General features: G+C 61.9%; 18 protein-coding genes. 3 read left to right on the forward strand and 15 right to left on the reverse strand.

Going from position 1 to position 20,144, the window contains the following annotated elements:
• Nucleotides 1-4: 4 nt before the first annotated feature.
• Nucleotides 5-781 carry a type I 3-dehydroquinate dehydratase gene (gene aroD / locus D8M36_RS01135; protein WP_161970176.1) on the forward strand — a complete coding sequence of 259 codons (777 nt, stop codon included), beginning with the start codon at nucleotides 5-7 and terminating at the stop codon, nucleotides 779-781.
• A 16-nt stretch (nucleotides 782-797) separates the two neighbouring features.
• Here the strand turns inward: aroD and secG are convergent, their stop codons facing one another.
• The 9 genes from secG to uvrA all read right to left on the reverse strand — a co-directional run bounded on the left by secG (nucleotide 798) and on the right by uvrA (nucleotide 12,121).
• Nucleotides 798-1,040, reverse strand: a complete 243-nt coding sequence (gene secG, locus D8M36_RS01140; protein WP_065247849.1) for a preprotein translocase subunit SecG — start codon at nucleotides 1,038-1,040, stop codon at nucleotides 798-800.
• 108 nt (nucleotides 1,041-1,148) lie between these two features.
• A complete protein-coding gene (gene tpiA / locus D8M36_RS01145; protein WP_126846060.1) occupies nucleotides 1,149-1,931 on the reverse strand; it encodes a triose-phosphate isomerase in 783 nt (260 codons plus the stop codon).
• 2 nt (nucleotides 1,932-1,933) lie between these two features.
• Nucleotides 1,934-3,130 (reverse strand): phosphoglycerate kinase, encoded by a 1,197-nt coding sequence (locus D8M36_RS01150; protein WP_074296700.1) that lies wholly within the window; start codon nucleotides 3,128-3,130, stop codon nucleotides 1,934-1,936.
• A 148-nt stretch (nucleotides 3,131-3,278) separates the two neighbouring features.
• Nucleotides 3,279-4,283: a type I glyceraldehyde-3-phosphate dehydrogenase gene (gene gap, locus D8M36_RS01155; RefSeq protein ID WP_074296698.1), complete on the reverse strand. Its 1,005-nt coding sequence runs from the start codon at nucleotides 4,281-4,283 to the stop codon at nucleotides 3,279-3,281.
• Between the two features lie 164 nt (nucleotides 4,284-4,447).
• Nucleotides 4,448-5,431: a DNA-binding protein WhiA gene (gene whiA, locus D8M36_RS01160; protein ID WP_065247853.1), complete on the reverse strand. Its 984-nt coding sequence runs from the start codon at nucleotides 5,429-5,431 to the stop codon at nucleotides 4,448-4,450.
• A gap of 1 nt (nucleotide 5,432) precedes the next feature.
• Nucleotides 5,433-6,455, reverse strand: a complete 1,023-nt coding sequence (locus tag D8M36_RS01165) for a gluconeogenesis factor YvcK family protein (protein ID WP_126846062.1) — start codon at nucleotides 6,453-6,455, stop codon at nucleotides 5,433-5,435.
• The gene (rapZ, locus tag D8M36_RS01170) at nucleotides 6,455-7,357 is read right to left on the reverse strand and encodes an RNase adapter RapZ (RefSeq protein ID WP_126846625.1); all 903 of its coding nucleotides are present in this window, start codon (nucleotides 7,355-7,357) and stop codon (nucleotides 6,455-6,457) included. Before rapZ ends, D8M36_RS01165 begins: the two co-directional genes overlap by 1 nt.
• A 13-nt stretch (nucleotides 7,358-7,370) precedes the next feature.
• Complete coding sequence (gene uvrC / locus D8M36_RS01175) at nucleotides 7,371-9,287, reverse strand: excinuclease ABC subunit UvrC (protein WP_126846064.1); 1,917 nt, start codon at nucleotides 9,285-9,287, stop codon at nucleotides 7,371-7,373.
• A complete protein-coding gene (gene uvrA, locus D8M36_RS01180) occupies nucleotides 9,287-12,121 on the reverse strand; it encodes an excinuclease ABC subunit UvrA (RefSeq protein WP_126846066.1) in 2,835 nt (944 codons plus the stop codon). Before uvrA ends, uvrC begins: the two co-directional genes overlap by 1 nt.
• Nucleotides 12,122-12,171: 50 nt before the next feature.
• Here uvrA and D8M36_RS01185 point away from each other — a divergent pair, with 50 nt between their 5' ends.
• On the forward strand, nucleotides 12,172-12,864 hold the full coding sequence (locus D8M36_RS01185) for an MBL fold metallo-hydrolase (RefSeq protein WP_126846068.1): 693 nt from the start codon (nucleotides 12,172-12,174) through the stop codon (nucleotides 12,862-12,864).
• A gap of 9 nt (nucleotides 12,865-12,873) precedes the next feature.
• Here the strand turns inward: D8M36_RS01185 and D8M36_RS01190 are convergent, their stop codons facing one another.
• The 3 genes from D8M36_RS01190 to coaE form a co-directional block, all read right to left on the reverse strand.
• Entirely contained in the window at nucleotides 12,874-13,347 is a 474-nt protein-coding gene (locus D8M36_RS01190) for a YbhB/YbcL family Raf kinase inhibitor-like protein (RefSeq protein WP_126846070.1), read from the reverse strand.
• A 96-nt stretch (nucleotides 13,348-13,443) separates the two neighbouring features.
• Nucleotides 13,444-15,543: an excinuclease ABC subunit UvrB gene (gene uvrB, locus D8M36_RS01195; RefSeq protein ID WP_126846072.1), complete on the reverse strand. Its 2,100-nt coding sequence runs from the start codon at nucleotides 15,541-15,543 to the stop codon at nucleotides 13,444-13,446.
• Nucleotides 15,544-15,566: 23 nt separating this feature from the next.
• Nucleotides 15,567-16,241, reverse strand: a complete 675-nt coding sequence (coaE, locus tag D8M36_RS01200) for a dephospho-CoA kinase (protein ID WP_126846074.1) — start codon at nucleotides 16,239-16,241, stop codon at nucleotides 15,567-15,569.
• Between the two features lie 79 nt (nucleotides 16,242-16,320).
• Here coaE and D8M36_RS01205 point away from each other — a divergent pair, with 79 nt between their 5' ends.
• Nucleotides 16,321-17,127, forward strand: a complete 807-nt coding sequence (locus tag D8M36_RS01205; RefSeq protein WP_074296686.1) for a trimeric intracellular cation channel family protein — start codon at nucleotides 16,321-16,323, stop codon at nucleotides 17,125-17,127.
• A 42-nt stretch (nucleotides 17,128-17,169) separates the two neighbouring features.
• Here the strand turns inward: D8M36_RS01205 and aroB are convergent, their stop codons facing one another.
• Genes aroB through aroC form a run of 3 tightly spaced genes read right to left on the reverse strand, consistent with a single transcriptional unit; the run spans nucleotide 17,170 to nucleotide 20,094 of the window.
• A complete protein-coding gene (gene aroB, locus D8M36_RS01210) occupies nucleotides 17,170-18,267 on the reverse strand; it encodes a 3-dehydroquinate synthase (protein ID WP_126846076.1) in 1,098 nt (365 codons plus the stop codon).
• On the reverse strand, nucleotides 18,254-18,865 hold the full coding sequence (locus tag D8M36_RS01215) for a shikimate kinase (RefSeq protein ID WP_126846078.1): 612 nt from the start codon (nucleotides 18,863-18,865) through the stop codon (nucleotides 18,254-18,256). The genes aroB and D8M36_RS01215 overlap by 14 nt, the downstream gene beginning before the upstream one ends.
• Entirely contained in the window at nucleotides 18,862-20,094 is a 1,233-nt protein-coding gene (gene aroC, locus D8M36_RS01220) for a chorismate synthase (RefSeq protein WP_126846080.1), read from the reverse strand. Before aroC ends, D8M36_RS01215 begins: the two co-directional genes overlap by 4 nt.
• Between the last annotated feature and the right edge of the window lie 50 nt (nucleotides 20,095-20,144).

A 20,144-nucleotide genomic window follows, 5' to 3' on the forward strand; every position in this document is an offset into this window, starting at 1 on the left:
TCCCATGACAACGGGCGTGATGATCGGTAATGTTCCGCTTGGCGCGGAGCACGAGACGGCGATCATCGCGCCCGTCTTGGGGGCAACGCTCGATGAGCTTAAGGCCGAGGCTCACGCGGGGATCGATGCTCCCGTGGACATTCTCGAGGTGCGCCTCGACCACGTCCTAGCCGCTTCCCAAGCTTCCCCAGCTACTGCCAAAGAACGTGCCTACGCCGCACTTCAGGGCGTTAGTGAGGTCGCTTCCTCACTGCCTCTCCTCGCCACGATACGGACCGCAGGCGAGGGCGGTGAGTGGGGTGTTTCCGACGACGTGTACGCCGAGCTGCTCTGCTCGATTACGAGCTCCGGCCTCGCGCATGCCATCGACGTGGAAGTGGCGCGTCACCCCGCCGCCATCAGCGCCGTTCTCGACGCGGCTGAAAAGTCGGGCCTCCCCGTCGTTCTCTCGCGTCATTTCTTCGATGCCACTCCTACGCGTGAAGAAATGCTCGCCATGCTCGAATACATGGCGACTCTCGCGCCTGCCGATCGTGCCGTCGCCAAGCTCGCCGTCATGCCTCATACCCCCGAGGATGTCCTCGCGCTCCTCGGTGCTGGCCTCGAGGCAAGAAACAGACTTGAGCATGCGCTCATGGCGATTGCCATGGGGCGCCTTGGCAGGGTGAGCCGGCTTGCCGGCGGAGTTTTTGGTTCCGACGCCTGCTTTGCCACCGTCGGACCCGAATCCGCCCCCGGGCAGCCAAGCGCCCGTGCCCTCGCTGCTCTCCTTGAGCGGTAGCGCGCCCGAGGGGCGATTACCCTAAGCGTTCGAGCACGGCGATGCCGATCGCACAACCGAGCCACACCACGCCAACGATGGTCGTGATGATGTTAAGGTTGCGCTCGGCAACGCCCGAGGAACCCGCGCCGGTCGAGATGCCGCCACCGAACATGTCGGAAAGGCCGCCGCCGCGCCCCTTGTGCATGAGGATGAACATCATGAGCAGGAGGCTCGTGATCGCAAGAAGAATGAAGAGTGCGATCTTCAGAATTTCCATGACCGGGCGAATCCTTCGATTGAAAAACGGGCAACGACGTTAACAATACGCTACGCGGCCCAGCCTATGGCCGAGCCGCGTAGCACACTACTTCGTTCGTGAGGGAAATCAAGCAGCCACGTTGTAGGTGGCGATCCTCGCGAACTCGTCGGCCTTAAGCGAAGCGCCGCCCACGAGGGCACCGTCCACATCGGCCTGCTGCATGAGGTCCACGATCGACGAGGACTTCACCGAACCGCCGTAAAGCACTCGCACGGTTTCTGCCACCTCGTCGCCGAACTTCGTCTGGAGAAGGTCGCGAATCTCGTGACACACTTCCTGCGCGTCTTCACTCGTCGCGACCTCGCCGGTGCCGATTGCCCACACTGGTTCGTACGCGATGACGACCTTCTTGACCTCCTCTGCCGAGAGGCCTTCGAGACCGCCCTCGACCTGAGCAAGGGTGTACTCGACATGCTTGCCAGCCTTGCGCTCTTCGAGCGGTTCGCCAACGCACAGGATGGGCGAAAGCTCATTCGCGAGGGCGGCCTTGACCTTAGCGTTGGTCACCTGCTCGGTCTCACCGTGGTACTGACGACGCTCCGAGTGGCCAACAGCGGCGTAGGTCGCGCCGAGAGCCTTGAGCATCTTGCCCGAGACCTCGCCCGTGTAAGCGCCCGACTCGTGCTCGGAAATATCCTGGCCTCCGAAAGCGATGCCGGAATTCGAGCCATCGAGAACGGTCTGCACGGTGCGGATGTCCACGAACGGGGGAAGAACCGCGACCTCCACGGCATCGGCCTTGTGGCCGGCCTCCTTGAGGTTCTCCACGAGATCCTCAAGCAGCGCCTGTGCCTCAATGTAGGTCAGGTTCATCTTCCAATTGCCTGCAATGAGCGGTGTACGAGTCATAATCACTTCTCCTCAAGAATGGCGATACCCGGCAGTTCCTTACCCTCGATGAGCTCGAGGCTGGCCCCGCCGCCGGTGGAAATGTGGGAATAGCGTGCTTCGTCGAAGCCAAGGTTGCGAATCGCGGAAGCGGAATCGCCGCCGCCCACAACCGTGTAGCCCGGGCACTCGGCGAGCGCCTCGGCGATAGCCTTCGTGCCGTCGGCATAAAGCTCGAACTCAAACACGCCCATGGGGCCGTTCCAGAAGACCGTGCCGGCATCGCCCAGCTTCGAGGCGAACAGTTCGCGGGTCTTCGGGCCGATGTCGAGGCCTTCCTTTTCGGCAGGGATCTCGTTCGAGGGAACGACGTCCGCGGGGCCATCCGGCCCGAAGTTCTCCGACACGACGTTGTCGACCGGAAGGACGATCTCAACGCCCGATTCCTCGGCGCGCTTGAGGTAGCCCTTCACGGTCTCCACCTGGTCCTCTTCAAGAAGCGACTTACCAACCTCGTGGCCGAGGGCCTTCTGGAAAGTGTAGCTCATTCCGCCACCGATCAGAAGGCGGTCAGCCTTGCCGAGGAGGTTATCGATCACACCGAGCTTGTCCGAAACCTTCGAACCGCCAAGGATCACGACGAACGGGCGGGCCGGTTCATCGGTGACCTTGCGCAGCGATTCCACTTCCTTCTCCACGAGGGAACCGGCGGCAGCGGGCAGAAGCTGAGCGACGTCGTACACCGAAGCCTGCTTGCGGTGGACGACACCAAAGCCGTCCGAAACGAAGGCGTCAGCGAGCGAGGCAAGCTCCTTAGCGAAGGCTTCGCGCTCAGCTTGATCCTTGCTCGTTTCGCCAGCGTTGAAGCGAACATTTTCGAGCACGGCAACATCGCCATCGCCAAGGTTCTCGACGGTCTGCTTAGCGCTGTCGCCAACGGTGTCGGTAGCGAACGCCACGGGAGCGTCAAGGAGCTCGCTCAGGCGATCCACAGCGGGCTTCAGGGAAAACTTGGGATCCGGCGCACCTTTCGGACGGCCAAGGTGAGCGGTCACGATGACACGCGCGCCCTTCTCGCGCAGCGCATTGATCGTCGGCAACGAGGCACGGATACGGCCATCGTCCGTGATGGTCGTGCCGTCGAGTGGAACGTTGAGATCAGCGCGCACGAGAACGCGCTTGCCGGCGAGGTTGCCGAGCGAATCGATGGTCTTAAGCATGGGTCACATCCTCATGAAAAGGGGCGGGGCGGCGATTGCACGCCCCGTGTGGGGCATGATGCCCCGGGTGGACGAAGGGCCCGCGCCCACAGCCGTGCCGTGACGCGGACCCTTCATCGAGGTACTCAAGAGTGAGCGCTGGGGAGAATCAGAGCTTCTCGCCCATAAGGACGGTCAGGTCAACGAGGCGGTTCGAGTAGCCCCACTCGTTGTCGTACCACGACACAACCTTAACCTGGTTGCCGATGACCTTGGTGCAGCCAGCATCGAAGATCGAGCTGTGGGGATCGGTCTCGATGTCCTTCGACACGATCGGGTCCTCGGTGTAAGCAAGAACGCCCTTGAGCGGGCCTTCAGCCGCCTTCTTCACGGCAGCGTTGATCTTCTCGACGGAAACCTCGCGCTCAGCCTCGAAGGTGAGGTCAACAACCGAGCCGGTCGGCGTGGGAACGCGGAGTGCGTAGCCATCGAACTTGCCCTTGAGCTCGGGGAGCACGAGAGCAACGGCAGCAGCAGCGCCGGTCTTGGTCGGAATGATGTTGAGGGCTGCGGCGCGGGCGCGGCGCAGATCCTTGTGGGGCGCGTCGAGGATGCGCTGGTCACCCGTGTAGGCGTGAACCGTGGTCATGAGGCCCTTGACGATGCCGAATTCATCGTTGAGAACCTTCGCGAGAGGCGCGAGGCAGTTGGTCGTGCACGACGCGTTCGAGACCACGTGGTGGTTGTCAGCGTCGTAGTCGCCTTCGTTCACGCCGACCACGAAGGTGGCGTCAACGTTCTTGCCGGGAGCCGAGATGATGACCTTCTTGACGGTGTCACCGAGGTGTGCCTTGGCCTTCTCAGCGTCGGTGAAGAGACCGGTCGACTCCACGACGACCTCAGCGCCAACCGACGCCCAGTCGATCGCTGCCGGATCCTTTTCCGAGAACACCTTGATCGACTTGCCGTCGATGGTGATCGAATCCTCGGTGGACTCAACGTCGCCGTTGAAGCGGCCGAGGATCGAGTCGTACTTCACGAGGTGCGAAAGGGTCTTGGTGTCGGTGAGGTCGTTGACGGCAACGATCTCGATGTCCGCACCCTGCTCAAAAGCAGCGCGCGCGAAGTTACGGCCGATACGACCGAATCCGTTAATACCAACCTTTACGGTCACAGTTCCTCCTTGGTGCACGGCGGCGCTTCCGCCGTGTGGGACTGGGCTTCGCGCACCTCGTTGTACGCATGGATCCCGCATGTGCGGGTTGCCTTAACCCTATCAACGTTGTGATGCGAGGCTCACAGGAACCTGGACGAAAAACCGGGCTCAAAAGCGATTTTTTATTCCCCATCTAACAATTCGGGACTAATGTTGGCCTCAGTTCCCGGAATACCGCGCTCTTCGGCGGTCTTGTCGGCAAGGGCGAGAAGCCGTCGAATCCTCCCCGCCACCGCGTCCTTCGTCATGGGTGGGTCGGCAAGTTGCCCCAACTCCTCGAGGCTCGCCTGGCGATGCTCGATCCGCAATTGGCCCGCAGCGCGCAAGTGATCGGGAATGTCGTCTCCCAGAATCTCAAGCGCCCTCTCGACCCGCGCACCAGCGGCCACGGCGGCTCGGGCGGAGCGACGCAGATTAGCGTCGTCAAAGTTCGCGAGCCGATTTGCGGTGGCGCGCACCTCGCGCTTCGAGCGCTTATCGTTCCACAGTGCCGCGGTTTTCTCCGCTCCCATGAGCGTGAGCATCTGACCGATGGCCTCGCCGTCGCGAATCACCACCCGATCGGTGCCGCGGACTTCCTTCGATTTTGCCTGGATCCCCAGCCGACGTGCCGAACCCACCATGGCGAGAGCGACTTCGGAGCCAGGGCACGTGAGTTCAAGCGCCGCGCTTCGGCCGGGTTCGGTGAGGCTTCCGTGGGCGAGGAAGGCCCCGCGCCACGCGGCAGCCTGGTCCTCAGCGCTACCACCAACGACGAGCGGCGGAAGCCCCCGAACGGGCCGTGAACGCGCGTCAAGAAGGCCGGTTTGTTTCGCAAACATCGCCCCATCAGAAAGAACGCGCACGATGTAGCGAGTCGAGCGTCGGATACCCGATGCCGCGAGTACGGTCACCTCACTTGCGTGACCGTAAAGATCAGCCACGTAGGTTTTGAGCCTGCGCGCGCTCGCCGACTGGTCGAGTTCGGCTTCAATTGACACGCGACCACCCACGAGATGAAGCCCACCGGCAAAGCGCAAAAGGGTTGCCACCTCCGCTTTACGCGCACTTACGCGCGTCACGTCGAGATGGGAGAGCTCCTCCTTGACATCGGCAGTCAGGGCCATTTCAGTCCTTCCGTGGGTGGGTGAAAACGCCATTAAACACGTCGCGATACGCGGTCGCGAGTCGAAGTGGATCGTGAGTGGGGGTTCCATCGCCGGTCGACACCATGCGCATGAGAACGTCAATTCCACGTTCGTGAGCGGCACTCGTCAGTGCTTTCCCGCCGTCTCGTTCGGCGGAAGGGTCGGCAATGAGGGCGTCGAACGCGAGGCCTGGCGCCGCATCACACACGATGTTCAGGAGGTCAACCCCGGTGAGTCCGACGGTTTCCGAGCGCCCCGCCGCAAGATTCATCGTGAGAATTTTCCGTGCTTTCGTATGCTCGATCGCCTCGCGCAATTCGGGGATTTTCACGTGCGGAAGAACCGAGGTGTACCAACTTCCGGGGCCGATCACGAGCCAATCGGCCTCATCGATGGAATCAAGGACCTCGCGAGCGATGGCGGGCTCCGGCGGGATCACGCGCAAGGTTTCAACGTGGCCGGTGGTCGCGGCAACATCCGCCTGTCCACGGATTATCCGCGTCCCCTCCCCCGGGAACGACACGAGAGCTTCAATGTCGAGAGGCTCGAGCGCCATGGGCAGCACGCGCCCAGAGGTGCCGAGGAGCTCGCCCACGTAGTCGAGCGCGGCGATAGGGTCGTCCAGGAGCTGCCAAAGGGCAACGATGAGGAAGTTGCCGAGCGAGTGGCCATCCATGTCGCCCTCGGAGGTGAAGCGATGCTGTACGACATCGCGCCATGTCACTCCCCATTCCGAATCTTCACACAGGGCGGACAGCGCCATGCGGAGATCCCCGGGCGGAAGGATCGGCATTTCAGCTCGGAGCCTGCCCGAAGAGCCTCCGTTATCGGCGACCGTGACGACAGCGGTGAGGTCGCGCGTGAGGTGTCGAAGCGCATTGAGGCTTGCCGAAAGACCGTGCCCACCACCGAAGGCCACGACTTTGGGCCCACGTGTGCGGCTGCGAAGAGGCGTGGGCATGAGCGAGGAGGTACGCCTCGGAACATTCGCACTCACGGTCATTACTCCCGGCCGAGGTCGCGGTGGCGCACGCGCACGGGGTAACCGAGCTTGCGAAGTTCATCCCCAACGGTTTCCGCGACTGCGACGGAGCGATGTTTTCCACCGGTGCATCCGATCGCGACAGCCGCAAATTGTTTGTTTTCCTCACGATACCCGCGGAGAACAGGAATGAGCATGTCGACGTAGCGGGCGATGAACTCTTGCGCGTTGGCCTGTTCGAGAACGTAATCCGCGACCTCTTTGTCGATGCCGCGCTTGTCGCGAAGCTCCGGAACCCAGTACGGGTTCGGGAGGAAGCGCACGTCGGCAACGTAATCCGATTCAATGGGAATTCCGTACTTGAAGCCGAAGCTAAGAACGTTAACGGTAACGGTGTGGTCGTCACCTTCGCCAAACTCTTTGCGCATGCGCATCGAGAGCTGATGGACGTTGAGAGGCGACGTGTCGATGACGATGTCAGCCATGCGGCGAAGCGGGGCAAGCTGCTCACGCTCACGGCGGATTCCTTCGAGCACTCCCTCCTCTCCCTGAAGAGGGTGGGGGCGGCGCACCGAGTCGAAGCGGCGCACGAGGGTATTTTGGTCGGCACTCAAGAAAACGAGGCGCGTGCGGACTTCTTGCTCGCGCAGGTCCTGAATGACCTCGGGGAGGTCGTTGAAGAACGGGCCCGAACGAGGATCGGTCACGACCGCAAAGCGATTGGCGCGACCTACAGCCTGCGACTGAAGATCGAAGAGCGTGCGAATCAACTGGGGAGCAATGTTGTAGACGACGTACCAGCCCATGTCCTCAAGAGCGTGTGCGGCGGTTTCACGCCCCGCTCCGGCCAGTCCCGTAATGATGACAATTTCCGGAGACACACCGCTTTGGTCCGACGCCTGCTGAGCCTCGGCGTTGCTCAGGTCTATCGTGTGATCACTCAAGAATTTCTCCCGTCGTCATGTTTACCGCAGGGGCCCGCTCTTCGGATTGTAGTGCGGAGTGGATCGTTGCCGCGAGTGAAGGGCCAATCCCGGGAACACTCTCGAGATCCTCGACGCGGGCCTTACGAATGGCGTCGACCGTGGTGAACCGGTCGAGGAGGGCCCTGCGTCGGCTCGGTCCGAGTCCCGGAATTTCGTCAAGCACGCTCTCGTGCATGGAGCGTCCTCGCTTTGATCGGTGGAAGGTGATCGCGAATCGGTGTGCTTCGTCGCGAAGGCGTTGGATCAAAAAGAGTGCCTCGGAAGTTCGCGGGAGAATGAGGGGGTAGTCGTCATCGGGCACCCACACCTCTTCGAGGCGCTTCGCGATGCCAATGAGGGCAATGTCGCTGATGCCCATCTCCTCCATGACGCGCTTCGCAGCATTGACCTGTGGGAGACCGCCGTCCACGATCATGAGATTAGGCGGGTACGCGAAGCGCGTTGCGGAGGGGTCAACAGCCTCGCCGCTCGCGCGAGCTTCTTTGTGCTCGAGGTGGTGGCGAAGCCGGCGCCGAATCACATCTTCGATGCTTGCGGTATCGTCCCTTGCAGCGTCGCCCGAGATTGAGAACCGTCGGTATTCGCTCTTGCGCGGGAGGCCGTCCTCGAACACGACCATCGATCCCACGACGTTCGTCCCTTGCGAGTGGGAGATATCGAAGCATTCGATGCGCAGCGGGGCGTCGTCCATACCGAGCGCTTCACCAAGTTCTTCGAGCGCTTTGGAACGCGCAGTGAGGTCCCCCGTGCGGCGGAGCTTGTCAAGCCTCATCGCTTCCTTCGCATTAGCGCTCACCGTCTCGAGAAGAGCTTTCTTTTCGCCGCGCACCGGTACGCGAATGTCGATGCTTTGTCTGCCGAGAAGCTCTCGAATCTCGTCCGGACGCAAAGGCATGTGTGTCACGAGAATCTCGTGAGGAGGCTTCGTGTCGGTGCCTTGATACAACTGGGTGAGAGCGCGCTCCATAAGCTCCGCGGGACCCGAATCATCGAGCAGCTCGGCAACCCACCCGCGCTGGCCGCGAATACGCCCCCCACGCACGTGGAACACCTGCACGCTGGCTTCAAGCTCATCGAGTTCGAGAGCAACAAGATCCGCATCGGTCGCGTCCGACAGCACGACCGAGTTTTTCTCCATGACCTTTTCCAGGGCGGCGAGATCGTCGCGGTACCGGGCTGCGGCCTCGTAGTCCATCTCGGCCGCCGCGGCTTTCATCTTGGCGCGTCGATCCCTCACGAAAGCGCCCGTATTGCCGTCCATAAAGGCGACGAGGTTCTCGGCAAGTTCGCGATGCTCGTCAAGGCTCACGTTGCCCACGCACGGCGCCGCGCACTTCCCGATGAAACCGAGAAGGCACGGGCGACCCGAGCGTTCCGCGCGGTTATAGACGCCCTGAGTGCACGTTCTCACGGGAAATACTCGCAAGAGAAGATCGAGCGTTTCGCGGATGGCCCACACGTGAGCGTACGGTCCGAACGAGCGATCGGATTTGTGGCGTTCTTTGCGCGTGATCATCGCCCGTGGAACCTTGTTGCCCATCGTCACGACGAGGAACGGGTAGGACTTATCGTCGCGGAACTTGACGTTAAAGCGCGGGTCGAATTCTTTGATCCACGTGTACTCGAGCGTGAGCGCCTCGACATCGCTAGTCACGACCGTCCACTGCACCTGGCTCGCGGTCGTCACCATCTTTTGGGTGCGCGGATGAAGATGCGTGAGGTCCTGAAAGTAATTGCTCAGACGCTGGCGAAGGTTCTTGGCCTTCCCCACGTAGATGACCCTCGAATCGGGATCGAGGAATCGATAAACGCCGGGATCCGTCGGAATAGACCCCGGCGCCGGACGGTACGTCGCCGGGTCAGCCATTACAAAAGATCCCTGAGGAACTGCCCGGTGAAGGACTCCTCGACCTCGGCGACTTGCTCGGGCGTACCCGTGGCGATCACGCGACCACCACCGCTACCGCCTTCTGGGCCGAGGTCGATGAGGTAGTCGGCGCTCTTGATGACGTCGAGATTGTGCTCGATGACGACCACGGAGTTCCCCTTGTCCACAAGTCCCTGGAGCACCGCAAGAAGCTTCTTGATGTCCTCGAAATGGAGACCTGTAGTCGGCTCGTCAAGCACGTAAATCGTGCGGCCCTTCGAGCGCTTATGAAGTTCCGCCGCGAGCTTCACGCGCTGCGCCTCACCACCCGAGAGCGTGGTGGCGGACTGCCCGAGTCGCACGTAGCCGAGCCCCACTTCCACGAGGGTCGCAAGCTGACGATGGATGGCAGGAACCGCTTCGAAGAACTCGACGGCTTCGGCGATGGGCATGTCGAGCACCTCAGCGACGTTCTTGCCCTTGAAATGCACCTGGAGGGTCTCGGAGTTGTAGCGGGCCCCGTGACACACTTCGCACTTCACATAGACGTCCGGAAGGAAGTTCATTTCAATCTTGATCGTGCCGTCGCCGGCGCAGTTTTCGCAGCGCCCTCCCTTGACGTTAAAGGAGAAGCGCCCCGCCTTATAACCGCGAACCTTCGCCTCTGCCGTCTGCGCAAAGAGCGTTCGAATGCGATCCCACACGCCCGTATACGTGGCGGGGTTCGATCGGGGCGTGCGACCAATCGGCGATTGGTCGACGTGCACGACCTTGTCGAGGTTCTCAAGCCCCTCCACTCGCGTGTGACGGCCAGGAACGACGCGTGCACGATTGAGGTTTTTGGCGAGCACACGGTAGAGGATGTCGTTGACGAGCGTGGACTTCCCCGAACCGGAGACGCCCGTGACCGCGGTGAAAAGACCGAGTGGGACGGTGACGTTGACGCCCTGGAGATTGTTTTCTCGCGCGTTCACCACTTTGAGCACGCGACCGCGATCCACCTTGCGTCGTTCCTTCGGCACCTCGATCGCACGCTCACCGCTCAGGTACTGACCGGTGATCGATCGCGGTTCCTCAAGGAGCCCTTCGTAGGCCCCCGAGTACACCACTTCGCCACCGTATTCGCCTGCTTTGGGGCCGATGTCCACGATCCAGTCGGCTGTGCGAAGAGTATCCTCGTCGTGTTCCACCACGATGAGAGTATTGCCAAGATCGCGCAGCCTCACGAGGGTGTGGATGAGACGCTGGTTATCACGCTGGTGCAAACCGATCGACGGCTCGTCGAGAACGTACAGCACGCCCACAAGCCCCGATCCGATTTGGGTCGCAAGACGGATACGCTGGGCTTCGCCGCCGGAAAGGGTTCCCGCAGCGCGCGAGAGGTTAAGATAGTTGAGGCCCACGTCCACGAGGAACCCGAGGCGTGCGTGAATCTCGCGGAGGATCTCCTCGGCGATCGTCAGATCGCGCTCGGAGAATTCGACCCCCTCGAGAAACTTCTTTGCTTCGCCAATGGGGAGATCAGAGAATTCCGCAATTGACTTTCCCCCAACGGTAATGGCGAGAACCTCAGGCCTCAGCCTGCGGCCCTGGCACACGGGGCAGGGAGCATTCCTCATGAACTGCTCATAACGCTCGCGAGCCCAATCGGATTCCGTGTCCTCGTGCCTCCGCTTGAGGTAGTGCATGACGCCCTCGAAGCCCGTCGAGTATCGGCGTTCACGCCCGAAGCGATTGCGGTAACGCACGTGAACTTTGAAGTGATGGCCGTTGAGCAGAGCGTCCCTCGCTTCGCGAGAAAGATCCTTCCACGGCGTATCCATGGAAAATCCAAGCTCGCCGGCGAGTGCGCTCATCACCTGCTGGTGGTGGTCGGCGCTGCCGAGCGTCCACGGCGCAATTGCCCCTTCCGCAAGTGTCGCCGATTCATCGGGAACCACAAGTTCGGGGTCAATCTCGAGCCTCGTCCCAATGCCCGCGCACTCCGGGCACGCGCCGTAAGGAGCGTTAAACGAAAAGGATCGAGGTTCGATTTCTTCGAGTTCAAGCGGATGTTCATTGGGGCAGGCCCGCTTCTCGGAGAACCGACGAATACGCTCGGGTGAGCCTTCCTCTTCATCGACGAAGTCGGCGACCACCACACCGCCCGAAAGTCGGGTCGCAGTTTCCACCGAATCGGTGAGGCGCGTCCGTGAGCCGTCCTTGACGGCGAGGCGATCAACGATGACCTCAATCGTGTGCTTCTTCGTTTTCGCGAGCGAAATCTCGCTCGAAAGGCGCGTGACCTCGCCGTCGATGCGCGCGCGAGAAAAACCCTGCGACTGAAGTGAGCTCAAAAGGTCGGAGTGCTCGCCCTTACGCCCCTTCACCACTGGTGCGAGCAACTGGAAGCGCGTTCCTTCAGGGTACGCAAGGAGGGCGTCAACCATCTGTTCCGCGCTCTGCGAGGAAATTTCCGCGCCGCACTTCGGGCAGTGCTGGATCCCCGTGCGCGCAAAAAGGAGGCGCAAGTAGTCGTGAATCTCCGTGATTGTGCCGACCGTGGAGCGGGGGTTGCGGTTGGTCGATTTCTGGTCGATCGACACGGCGGGCGAAAGCCCCTCAATGAACTCCACTTTCGGTTTGTCCATCTGCCCGAGGAACTGCCGCGCATAGCTCGAAAGCGATTCGACGTATCGGCGCTGCCCCTCAGCGAAGATGGTGTCAAACGCGAGGGAGGATTTCCCCGATCCCGAAAGTCCCGAAAAGACCACGAGCGCATTGCGGGGGATCTCGAGGTCGATGTTCTTGAGGTTATGTTCGCGCGCACCGCGCACAATCAATGCTTCACTCACCCTCACAATTCTAGGAGTCGGTTCTGAAAAGCGAAGGGCGCCGCCGTAGCATGGTGAGCATGAGCACCCTCAGAAAGCAGTACACGGGAAGCGTGACGGTCGGCGGAGAAAGCGACGTGCGCACCCTCGGTTCACTTGTGATTCGCAAGGCCTCCGTCGGCCCGCTCGACAATAATGCCTACCTGCTCACGTGCAGAGTTTCCGGCGCGCAATTGCTCATCGATGCAGCTGCCGACGCCCCGCGCCTCATGCGCCTCATTCGGGAGGGCTCCCCCACCTCACGCCTCGATTCGATCCTCACGACCCACTCCCACCACGACCATGTGGGCGCCCTGGCCCAGATCCGCGCGGCGACTCAGGCAAAAACCTTTGCCGGGGCGAAAGACGCTCCGGAGATCCCCACCCCCACCGATGTGCCGCTCTCGAACGGCGACACGATCAGGGCGGGCGTGAACGACCTCGAGATCGTCAGCCTTCGAGGCCACACGCCGGGTTCCATCGCCGTCATCTATTGGGGGCAGGCCGACGGTACCCACGTGTTCACCGGAGACTCCCTCTTTCCCGGGGGTGTCGGCGCGACACAGGGGGATTCGGAGCGCTTCACGTCGCTCATCAACGACGTTGACACGCGACTCTTCCAAGTGCTGCCCGACGAAGCCTGGGTATACCCGGGCCACGGTGAGGACACGACGATCGGTGCCGAGCGCCCCCATCTTGACGAGTGGCGCGAGCGCGGCTGGTAGCGAGAGTTCTCAGGCAGCCTCGGGGGCGAGCTGGAAACGGCCCGTGAGGCTCACCGAATCGATCTGATTCGCAAAGATCGCAAAGCGTGCCTGGGCCTGAGTCGCCTGCGCGGGCACGTCAAGCTTTTCGCATGAAAGCGCGTGCACGGTGTGGATGTAGCGGTGCACGCGACCCTCGGGCGGGCATGGGCCACCGTAGCCCTCATATCCGTAATCGTTCACCCACTCGCGCGCGCTGCCTGGAAGGTCTTCACCTTCCCCGATGCTCGCGACGCTCGCGGGAATATCGAAAGCGATCCAGTGCCAGAATCCCGAGCCGGTCGGAGCGTCTGGATCGAATACGGTGAGCGCGAAAGATTGCGTGCCCTCCGGTGCCTCCGACCATGAGAGATCGGGGTGAATGTTTTTCCCGTGTGCAGCGTTCTCGGCAAAGCGAACGGGAATGGCCTCGCCCTCGGCGAAGGCGTCGGTGTGAATACGCATGGCGGTGTCTCCTTGCAAGCGATCGAAAACAAAATAACCGAGCGGCGCTGCACGGAGTGATCCGGCAATGCTACTCGGTTATGCGTTCATCGCGATCTAAGCACCCGTGAACTGCCGCAATTCCTTTTTGAGCTCCGTCACTTCGTCACGAATACGCGCGGCTACCTCGAACTGGAGGTTCTCGGCCGCCGCATGCATGTTCGCGGTCAGCTCCTCGATCATCTCGCGCAACGCTTTTTCAGGGTTATCCCCCAGGTCAAGGGCACGATTACCCGTCGTGCCTCCACGCTCGGGCGAGCTCGAGCCCTTCATTCGCTCCTTGCCCTTGCGGTAGTCAGTCGCCAGCAGCGATTCGGTGTCGATATCCTCACGCGCGAGCATGTCTGTGACATCCGCAATTTTCTTGCGCAAAGGCTGCGGATCGATCCCGTTCTCCTGGTTGTACGCGATCTGGATCTCGCGGCGACGGTTCGTCTCGTCGATCGCCTCTCGCATCGAATCGGTGATCGTATCGGCATACATGTGTACCTGACCGGACACGTTTCGCGCAGCACGGCCAATGGTCTGGATAAGAGACGTGCGCGAACGGAGGAAGCCTTCCTTATCGGCATCGAGGATCGCGACGAGCGAGACTTCGGGTAGGTCCAAGCCCTCACGCAGCAGGTTGATTCCCACGAGCACGTCGAATTCACCCTGGCGGAGCTCACGCAGCAGCTCAACCCTTCGAAGCGTGTCGACATCGGAGTGCAGGTATTGCACGCGCACGCCGTTTTCCAGCAGGAAGTCGGTGAGATCCTCGGCCATGCGTTTCGTGAGAGTCGTGACGAGGACACGTTCGTTCTTGTCGACTCGTTTTTCAATCTCCGCACGAAGATCATCGATTTGCCCTCGCACGGGTTTGACGATCACTTCGGGATCCACGAGCCCCGTGGGGCGAATGATCTGCTCGACGTAGCCGTTCGAGCGTTCAAGTTCGTACTGGGCGGGCGTCGCCGAGAGGTACACGGTCTGTCCCGTACGTTCGATGAACTCATCAAAGCGCAGTGGCCTGTTGTCGAGCGCCGAGGGCAAACGAAAGCCGAAATCGACCAACGTGCGTTTGCGGGAACGGTCCCCCTCGAACATCGCACCAATCTGCGGCACGGTGACGTGCGATTCGTCGATGATGAGCACAAAATCTTCGGGGAAGTAGTCAAGGAGCGTGTTCGGCGGCGTGCCGGGCCCACGACCATCGAAATGACGCGAGTAGTTCTCGACGCCGTTCGTCGTGCCTGTTTGGCGGAGCATCTCAATGTCGTGCGTCGTGCGCATCCGAAGACGCTGTGCCTCGAGCAGCTTGTTCTCACTCTCAAGCTCTTCAAGACGCCCGGCAAGTTCAGCCTCGATGTCCTTGATCGCGCGGTGAAGGCGTTCGGGACCCGCAACGTAGTGGGACGCAGGGAAGATATGGATTCGCTCTTCTTCCCGGATCACCTCACCGGTCACGGGATGGAGCGTGTAGAGCGCATCGATCTCATCGCCGAAAAATTCGATGCGAATCGCGAGCTCTTCGTACATGGGGATAATCTCGACCGTATCGCCGCGCACGCGGAAAGTGCCGCGCACGAACGCTACGTCATTGCGGTCGTACTGCATGTCGATAAATTGGCGAAGAAGATCGTCGCGCTCAATCTGCTGGCCAACCTTCAAAAGCACCATGCGGTCCACGTACTCTTGCGGAGTACCGAGGCCGTAAATGCAGCTCACCGAGCTCACGACGACCACGTCGCGTCGGGTCAGAAGCGAGTTCGTCGCGCTGTGGCGCAGACGCTCGACCTCGGCGTTAATCGAGGAGTCCTTCTCGATGTAGGTATCCGACTGAGGAACGTACGCCTCGGGCTGGTAGTAGTCGTAGTAACTCACGAAGTACTCGACCGCGTTGTTCGGGAGAAGCTCGCGAAACTCGCTCGCGAGCTGCGCCGCGAGGGTTTTGTTGTGCGCCATCACGAGGGTCGGGCGTTGAAGCTTTTCGATCAGCCACGCCGCAGTCGCGCTCTTACCGGTGCCGGTCGCGCCGAGGAGTACCACATCTTGTTCACCGGCATTGATGCGAGCGGCAAGTTCCTCAATGGCCTTCGGCTGATCGCCGGCGGGCTTGTACTCGGATACAACTTCAAAGGGCTTGAGCGCACGGGTCAGTTCGGTCACGGGACGCATGGCTTAAGCCTAGCGCCCGCTCCTTACTCGAGAGCGTGGAGCCGGTCACGAATGAGTCTGCGCGCCGAGGCGAGGGCAGCGTCGGCACGCGTCTCGAGGCCCTCGGGTGCCCCCGCATTGTCGATGAACACATCGCCTCGGGCCTGGCGTTCCTTATCACTCACTTGCGCCCGAATCACCCCCTCAACGTACTCGCGGGTCTTGCCGCGCTCGCGGACGACCCGGTCAATGCGCTCCCCTTCGGGGGTAAGTACCACAACAATCGCCTCATAATGAGCGTCGTGTCCAAGTTCGAACAGCAAAGGCGAATCGTGGACGACAAGGAGCGATGCCCCTGCGGCCATCGTCTCCGCCAAGTCCTTTTCGAGCCTTGCTACCTCGGCCCACAAGTGGCGATGAACGATCTCTTCGAGTTCGGCGCGTGCACGGGAATCGTTGAACACGAGGGCGGCGAGTGCCGCACGGTCAGCCGTTCCCGTAGCCGAGTCACGGTATTCCTCACCGAAGTAGGCAATCGCCTCCTCGAGCCCGTCCCCCGGTTGGTCGAGAACAGCGCGCGAAAGGGCGTCTAAATCGATCACGTGGTGCCCTTCTCGGGCCCAGATTTTTCCGACGGTGGACTTGCCCGAACCGATGCCCCCCGTGAGGCCGATGCGGTGCACTCCGGGGGGAGCGTCGGGAACGGAAACGTGCGTCATGTGAATTCACTCCTAGCCTTGGGAGAGTTGAGCAACAGCCTGCTTCTGGACTTCGCGCCCGCTCCAATAGATTAGAGGAGTGAACACCACGCCCGATCACTTTCTCCTCACGAATCAGCTGCTCATTGCAATCGACCTCATCGGCGTGTTTGTGATGGGTATCGTCGGCGGCTCTCTTGCACGCCGCCTCCAGTTCGATGCTGTGGGGTACGCCGTTCTCGGAGTGATCTCGGGCCTCGGAGGCGGCATCATCCGCGACCTCATTCTCAACTACGGCATTCCCGCGGCCTTCGCGAACCCCCTGTACCTTACGGTCAGTCTCGCGGGATCGGCAATCGCCTACGTTGCGTCATCCGAAGGTCCCATGTGGCGTCATACGACAACCGTGCTCGACTGTATCGCGCTCGGCCTCTGGGCAGCGATCGGCACCGCAAAATCGATGCTCGTTGGCCTCTCCCCGCTGCCCGCGGTGATGTTGGGCGTCACGACTGGTATTGGCGGTGGCGTCATCCGCGACATGGCCGTGGGGCGCATCCCGGTTGTGTTCGGCGGCGGTCCCCTCTATGCGACTGCCGCTCTTCTCACGTCGGTACTCACGTGGCTCGTCTACTACTTTGATCTTCCCGCCTGGACAGTGCTCATCGCCGCCGGGTGCGGCACACTTCTTGCGATCTTCGCGCAGTGGAAGCAGTGGAGCCTCCCCACGAAAACTCCCGACCTGACTGTGACCATGAGCCCGAGCCAGCTTCGTGCTTTTGCTCGGCGCGTGCGGAAGGCTGAGCGCCGCCGCGTAGCAATCGAGACGGGCGCGATTCCCGTGGTCAACCTCGAAAACGATGACCTTGCTCGAGACATCCTCGAAAATCCTCCCGAGGTCGAGCCATAAGCGCGAGCGCAGATCCGCGCCCACCACATCTTCCGGGCGATTTCACGCGCTAATCGCGTCGTAGCACTCCTCGAGCAAGTCCTCACTTGGCCCTTCGAGGCGGACGGGCTTCTCCGTGTCCTCGAGGATCACGAAACGTAGCGTGGCCCCGCGCGCCTTTTTATCGCGCGCCATCGCCTCCCGGAGTTCGGCAAACTGCCCCTTTCGGTAGCACGTGGGCAGGTCGAGCGACGTGAGAACCGAACGATGGCGAGAGAGCACGTCTGAGCTCAAATAACCGGCTCGGTGGGCGAGCTCGGCCGCAAACACCATTCCGACGGCGACCGCGTCACCGTGACGCCACGTGTACTGTTCGTGGCGTTCGATCGCGTGAGCCAGGGTGTGCCCATAGTTGAGAATCTCGCGGCGGCCCTTCTCGGTAAGGTCCTCGCTCACGACATCGGCCTTGAGACGGATCGCCCGGGTCATGATTTCGGTAAACTCTGACGCACGCGTGTCGAGAACACGACGCGGATCGGCCTCGATGATCTCGAGAATACGTTCATCGGCAATGAAACCCGCCTTCGCGACTTCCGCGAGGCCCGCTGACACATCGTGCCCGGGCAAGCCGTCGAGTGCCTCAAGATCCGCGATCACCGCGCGCGGCGTGTGGAACGCCCCCACGAGGTTTTTCCCCTCCGCGGTGTTGATGCCGGTCTTGCCTCCCACCGCGGCATCGACCATTCCCGCCACCGTCGTTGGCACGTGAATGACGTCGATTCCCCGAAGCCACGTCGCCGCCGCGAACCCCGCTAGATCAGTCGCGGCGCCGCCACCCACCCCGATGAGGAGATCGCTTCGCGTGAAGTCCTGCGTCCCGAGAATACGCCAAAGCTCCGAGAGAGTTTCGACTCCCTTGGCCTGCTCCGCGTCCGGAATTTCCACGGTGAAAGCCTTGCGACCGTCGGACTCAAGTGCCCTGGCGAGAGCACGCGCTCTGCCCGCCACCGGTTCTTGGTGAACGATGAGCACGCGAAGGACGCGTTCAGGGATCGCGGTGAGGATCGTGCTGTCAAGGCCGCGGCCGACCGTCACGCTATAGGAGTGCGTTCCCTCCCCCACTTTGATCACCGTGGCGGTCGTACCGTCATGACTCGTCATGTGCTGTCCCTTCGCTCTCAAGGAGTGTTGAACGCTTGCAAAGTTCACGCACAAGCACCGACGCGAGGTCCTTGGGAGCAGCGCCATTCGTATCAAGAACCCAGGTGGCAACCTCGGTGAAGAACGGTTCACGGGCGCGGCTCACCGACACCCAGCGCGCGTGAGGGTCACCCCCCGCGAGAACGGGCCGGCCACCACCGCTACCGATGCGCTCGGGGGCATGAGCGGAATCAAGCGCAAGGTACACAACGGTGACATCGCGCAGGCGCTCGCGGGTCGCGGATGACATCACTGCCCCGCCACCAAGGGCCAGTACACCGCTATGGGAGGTGAGAAGACGCGCGATCACGCGCTCTTCCAGGGCACGGAAATGTCGCTCTCCATCGGTCGCAAAGATTTCGGGAATCGCACGGCCTGCTTCACGCTCAATCTCGGCATCAGAATCCCGAAAAGCGACGTCAAGAGTTTCCGCAACGAGCCGCCCCACCGTGCTTTTCCCCGCGCCCATGGGGCCCACGAGCACAAGCCTAGGGCCCTGATCGTTCAGCTCGGGCGCACGAAGCCGCGTTAGCCGCGCACCCGTGTGCGGAGCACTCATGCCGCACCCGCGCCGGAAGTTTCGGCGCATGTGCGAATGTCCTCGACGCGAGGCGCAATCTCGCCGACACTATCGCCGCCAACCTTTTCGAGTAGTGCCTCAGCGAGCGTGATCGCCACCATCGCTTCCGCAATCACCGCGGCAGGGGCCACCGCACACACGTCGGAGCGCTGGTGGTTTGCGGTCGCTTCAGCGCCCGTTACCGTATCGATCGTTCGCAGGGCCCTTGGCACCGTAGAGATGGGCTTGAGGGCGCCGCGCACAGAGATAATCTCGCCGTTCGAAATTCCGCCCTCGGTACCGCCCGCCCGGTTCGAGGCGCGGCGTGTGCCTGCCGGGCCATGCCCACCGGAAAGGATTTCGTCGTGGGCGAGGCTTCCACGTCGCCCCGCGTTAGCGAAGCCCTCCCCGATTTCTACGCCCTTCATCGCCTGGATGCTCATGACAGCCTGGGCGAGGCGACCGTCGAGCTTGCGATTCCACTGCGTGTGTGAGCCGAGGCCCACGGGAACGTCGTACGCGAGCACTTCAACGATGCCACCGAGGGTGTCAGCGTCCCCCTTCGCGGCATCCACCTCAGCGACCATGGCTTTTGACGATGCAGCGTGGAAGCAACGCAAAGGATCGTCGTCAAGCGCGGGGGCGTCAGCGGGGGTCGGAAGCGCAGCGCCTTCTGGAACCCGGGCACCACCCACCTGCAGCGTATGGGACACAAGCGTGATGCCAGCGGCTTGCGCGAGAAGCGCCTCGCACAAGGCACCGATAGCAACGCGTGCGGCGGTCTCTCGCGCGCTCGCACGCTCTAGCACGTTTCGCGCATCCTCGTGACCGTATTTAGCCATGCCGGCAAGATCCGCGTGACCGGGGCGCGGACGCGTCAGAGGTTTGTTGCGTGCAATTTCGCGCTCATCGCCCGTGCCGGCATCGATCAGGAGATCCTCGCGTGACACGGGATCAGCGCTCATGACCTTCTCCCATTTCGGCCACTCGGTGTTCTTAATTTCTACCGCGATGGGAGAACCGAGGGTCACGCCGTGACGCACGCCCGAGAGGATGCGGATCTCATCCTGCTCGAACTTCTGCCGTGCACCGCGCCCATAGCCGAGGCGGCGCCGCGCAAGGGCGGAGCGCAGCGTTTCGTGCGTGACCTCAACTCCAGCCGGGAAACCGTCAATTATTGCCACGAGCGAGGGGCCGTGTGACTCCCCCGCGGTCATCCAATTCAGCACTGGTGGCCTTTCTGGTATGAGGTGGGCGTGATGCGAGCGCCCGTTGCCGA

The organism is Dermabacter sp. HSID17554 (genome assembly GCF_003989295.1).
In the GTDB taxonomy this organism is placed as follows: Bacteria; Actinomycetota; Actinomycetes; order Actinomycetales; family Dermabacteraceae; genus Dermabacter; species Dermabacter vaginalis.